We start from the raw sequence: 4,189 nt of genomic DNA, 5'->3' as shown, positions 1-4,189 counted from the left end.
GGCGTGCGGCGGCCCCGCGCCGTGCTCGCCGCCGCGAATGCGGCGCTCAGCCTCGGCGCCTGGGTGCTCGACCGGCGCTCAGCCACCGCTGACCCTGCCGGCGCCGACGCCTCGATCGCCGCCACCGAGGCCGCGGCCGCCGAGGCGCCGCTGCGCTCGAAGATCGTCGTCAGCGCGGTCGTGCTCCGCGACGAGCAGGGCCGCGTGCTCAGCGTGCGCAAGCGCGGCACGCAGCGCTTCATGTTCCCCGGCGGCAAGCCCGAGCCCGGCGAGACCACCGAGCAGACGGCCGTGCGCGAGGTGCAGGAGGAGCTCGGCATCGACCTCGACGTGGCCGAGCTCACGCACCTCGGCGACTTCGAGACCGACGCGGCGAACGAGCCGAACCACACCGTCGTCGCGAGCGTGTTCGAGCATCCGTTCGTCGAGGGCGTCGCGGTGAACGCCGAGATCGACGAGCTCGAGTGGATCGCGCTCGACTCGGATCGCGCCGACCTCGCGCCGCTGCTGCGGGATGCGGTGTTCCCGGCCCTGCGTGAGCGCTAGCCGCGGGCCGCGGCCACGAGGCACTCGACGAACGCGGCCGCGGCCGCGGACTCGGCACCGCCCGGCGCCGTGATGGCGACGAGCCGCGAGCGCAGCTCGGTGTCGATCGGCACGGCGCGGATGGACGCGGGCAGCTGCTCGCGCACGGTTTCCGGCAGCACGGTGAGCCCCTCCCCCGCGGCCACGAAGCCGAGCCCGGTCTCTTCGTGCACCACCTTGTGGGCGTACCGCAGCTGGGTTCGAGCTGGGGCGAGTGCCGCATGCACGAGGTCGACGAAGCCGGCCATCATGTGGCGCGGGTACCCGATGAGCGGATGCGCGACCACCTCGGCGGGCGTCACCTGCTCGGCCGCCGCGAGCGCGTGATCGCGCGGAACACAGACGACGAGTCGCTCGGCGCGCAGCGCGCTTGAGGCGTAAAGCGGGCTTTCGGCTGCGTCGCGCACGATGCCGACATCGAGTTGGCCCTCCTGCAGTCGCTCGATCTGTTCGGTCGTCGTGAGCGGCAGCAGCTGGGGTTCAACGTGTGGTCGCGCCTCGCGAAATCCGCGCAGCCCGGCGGGCAGCAGGGTGTAGCTCGCCGAGCTTACGAAGCCGATTGCCACGCGGCCACGCATGCCAAGCTGCACCTCGTCGAGGCCGGTCAGTGCTTCGTCGAGCAGCGGCAGTACCTGCGCCAGCCGCTGTTGCAGTTCGAGCCCCGCGGCAGTCAGCTCGACCCGCCGCGTCGAGCGGTCGAGCAGCGGCACCCCGAGCTCATCTTCAAGCTTGCGCAGCTGCACGCTGAGCGGCGGCTGCGACATGTGCAGCCGCTCGGCGGCGCGACCGAAGTGCAGTTCCTCAGCGAGCACCGAGAAGTACCGAAGCTGGCGAAGTTCCATTCCTCGACGATAGCCGAACACTATTAATCAGAGTGACATAGGTATTGGACATCGAACCTATCGACCGGTGTACTTGTCCCACGCGCCGCGACGGCCACGAACGGTGGTCGCGACAGGCCGAGACGGGTGGGCACACACACTATGACGGAGCAGGACTCGACGCAGGTGCTGATCATCGGCGCCGGCCTAATGGGCTCGGCCGCGGCGCATCAACTCGCCGCGCGCGGCACCGAGGTGACGGTCGTCGAGCGCGACACCGCCGCGAGCGAGCACGGCAGCTCGCACGGTTCAGCCCGCATCTTCCGCTACGCGTACCCCGACCCGTTCTACACCGACCTCGTCAAGCAGGCTCGCAGGAGGTACGACGAGCTCGAGCGCCTCTCGGGCGAGCAGCTCATCACGCCCGGCGGCGCCCTCGACTTCGGTGTGCGGCGCAACCCGCGCCAGTTGGCGGGCGTGCTCGACGAGGTCGGCATCGACCACGAGCTCATTCCCGCCTCGGACGCGGCCGAGCGCTGGCCCGGCATCAACTTCGACACGGAGGTGTTGTGGCAGCCGGGCGGCGGCGTCATCGACGCTGAGTCGACCGTGCGCGCGCAGCTGCGCCTCGCGATCGAGGCCGGGGCGCGCCTCCACGAGCACTGGGAGGCCGCGAGCATCCGCCGCGACGGCACCAGCTACCTCGTCACCTCGACGACTGGCGCGACGATTCGCGCGGCGCAGGTCGTCGTCGCCGCGGGCGCATGGCTCTCGAAGCTGCTCGCCGAGACTGAGCTGCCGAGCGCGTTCATCGACCGACTCCCCCAGGCGGTCGTGACTCAGGAGAACGCCTACCATTTCCCCTACCGCGACGCGGCCGATATCGGCGAGCCCAAACCGGGGGCCCCGACGAGCTGGCCGACATTCATCCACAAGTCCGAGCGCATCCTTACCTACAGCCTGCCCGGCGGTCGCGACGCCAATTTCCGCGGCCAGAAGCTCGCCGAGTTCCTCGGCGGCACGCCGATCGCCGACGGCAGCACGCAGACCGGCGAGATCGACCCCGCAAACCGCGAGCGAATCATCGACTACGTGCGCGAGGTGCTGCCAGGCCTTGTCCCCGAGCCCTACGCCGAGACGACCTGCCTGTTCACGATGCTGCCCGAGGAGGACTTCCTGCTCGACGCCGCCGAGGGCCTCGTGATCGCGTCACCGTGCTCGGGTCACGGCGCGAAGTTCGCGCCGCTGATCGGCGAGTTCATCGCCGAGCTCGTCTTCGGCGCGACCGCGCACCCGCGCTTCGCCGTGACCTCGCCGGCCTGGGCGGTGACCCGATGAGCACGCCCACCGCAGACCTCCTCGCCGAGCTCGCCGAGATCGGTCGCGACCCGGTTCGCGGCGGCTACAGCCGCCCCGGCCTCGGCGAGGCCGAGCTCGAGCTGCGCAGCTGGTTCATCGAGCAGGCCACCCGCCGCGGCCTCGAGGTCGAACTCGACCGCAACGGCATCGTCTGGGCCTGGTGGCTCCCCGCGAGCGGCGACCGCGCCGGCGCCGTGATCACCGGCAGCCACCTCGACTCGGTGCCCGGCGGCGGCGCCTACGATGGCCCGCTCGGCGTCGTCAGCGCGCTGCGCGCCTTCGACCTACTGCGCGAGGCGACCGAGTTCCCGGCCCGGCCCCTCGCCCTCGTCGTGTTCCCAGAGGAAGAGGGCTCGCGCTTCGGCGTGCCCTGCCTCGGCAGCCGCCTCGCCTCCGGCGCACTGACACCCGAACGCGCGCGCAGCCTCGCGGATGCGGACGGCGTCACCTTCCCCGACGCGGCCCGTGCGGCTGGCATCGATCCCGACGCGATCGGCCCCGACCCGGAGCGCTTCGCCGACGTTCATGCCTTCGTCGAGCTCCACGTCGAGCAGGGCCGCGGCCTCGAAGACCTCGGGCAGCCGGTTGCGGTTGGTAGCTCGATCCTCGCGCACGGCCGCTGGCACATTGCGATTCGCGGCCGCGGCGACCACGCCGGCACGACGCGGATGCAGGATCGCCAAGACCCGGTCGTAGTGCTCGCCGACGCGATCCTCGCGGTGCGTGAGGCCGCCGAGCAGACGCCCGAGGCGCGGGGCACCGTCGGTCGCCTCCGTGCGCTTCCCGGCGGCACGAACGTCATCGCCTCGCAGTCCGACCTCTGGTTCGACCTGCGACACCGCGACGAGTCGGTCGTGCGCCAGTTGCTCGAGCAGATCACCGAACGCATCCGCGCCTCCGGCGAGCGCGAGGGCTGCACCGTCGAACTCCAAGAAGAGTCGTTCAGCGGCGGGGTGCGCTTCGACGCCGACCTCCGCGCCCAGCTCGAGGCAGCCCTGCCGGATGCGCCCGTGCTCGACACCGGCGCTGGGCACGACGCGGGTGTGCTCGCGGGCGTGATCCCCACCGGGATGCTCTACGTACGCAACCCCTCCGGCACCTCACACGCCCCCGACGAGGGCACCTCCGACGACGACGCCGAGGTCGGCTCCGTCGCCCTCGCGACCGCCCTGGAGGCCCTGATGCGCTAGTCGCGCCGCACCACGAGCGCACCGAGTTTCCCTTTCGCCGAAATAGCGAAAGGGAAACTCGGTGCGCTTATATTTTCCCTGATCAAAGGCACTTTTTTCAAAGTAATCGGGCTCATCGCAATCGAGGGTGTAGGAGTGGTCTGAAGCCGCCGGCTTCGAGCAGTGACCGTGTGATGTAGTGAGTCAGGTTGCGGAAGCCCAGGGCCGAGCCGCGGAGGTGTTCGAGGCGCCCGT

4 protein-coding genes are annotated in these 4,189 nt (G+C 70.8%); 3 read left to right on the top strand and 1 reads right to left on the bottom strand.

Annotation, left to right across the window (positions count from 1 at the left end):
• Nucleotides 1-546, top strand: a 546-nt coding sequence (locus QM019_RS12540; protein WP_345961034.1) for an NUDIX hydrolase, incomplete at its 5' end; no start/stop codon positions are given.
• On the opposite strand, the gene QM019_RS12535 is transcribed toward QM019_RS12540, so the two are convergent.
• The gene (locus tag QM019_RS12535; protein WP_125107236.1) at nt 543-1,427 is read right to left on the bottom strand and encodes a LysR family transcriptional regulator; all 885 of its coding nucleotides are present in this window, start codon (nt 1,425-1,427) and stop codon (nt 543-545) included. The two genes, QM019_RS12540 and QM019_RS12535, sit on opposite strands and share 4 nt — an antisense overlap.
• Before the next feature lie 141 nt (nt 1,428-1,568).
• Between QM019_RS12535 and QM019_RS12530 the strand changes: the two genes are divergently transcribed.
• Together QM019_RS12530 and QM019_RS12525 are read left to right on the top strand one after the other, a co-directional pair.
• Nucleotides 1,569-2,744 carry an FAD-dependent oxidoreductase gene (locus QM019_RS12530; protein ID WP_282853284.1) on the top strand — a complete coding sequence of 392 codons (1,176 nt, stop codon included), beginning with the start codon at nt 1,569-1,571 and terminating at the stop codon, nt 2,742-2,744.
• On the top strand, nt 2,741-3,955 hold the full coding sequence (locus QM019_RS12525) for an allantoate amidohydrolase (protein WP_282853283.1): 1,215 nt from the start codon (nt 2,741-2,743) through the stop codon (nt 3,953-3,955). The genes QM019_RS12530 and QM019_RS12525 overlap by 4 nt, the downstream gene beginning before the upstream one ends.
• Nucleotides 3,956-4,189: the final 234 nt, after the last annotated feature.

Source organism: Gulosibacter sediminis (assembly GCF_030011715.1).
Taxonomy (GTDB): Bacteria; Actinomycetota; Actinomycetes; order Actinomycetales; family Microbacteriaceae; genus Gulosibacter; species Gulosibacter sediminis.
Note: the sequence above shows the minus strand (reverse complement) of the source record. Positions and strands in the feature narration are given on the sequence as shown.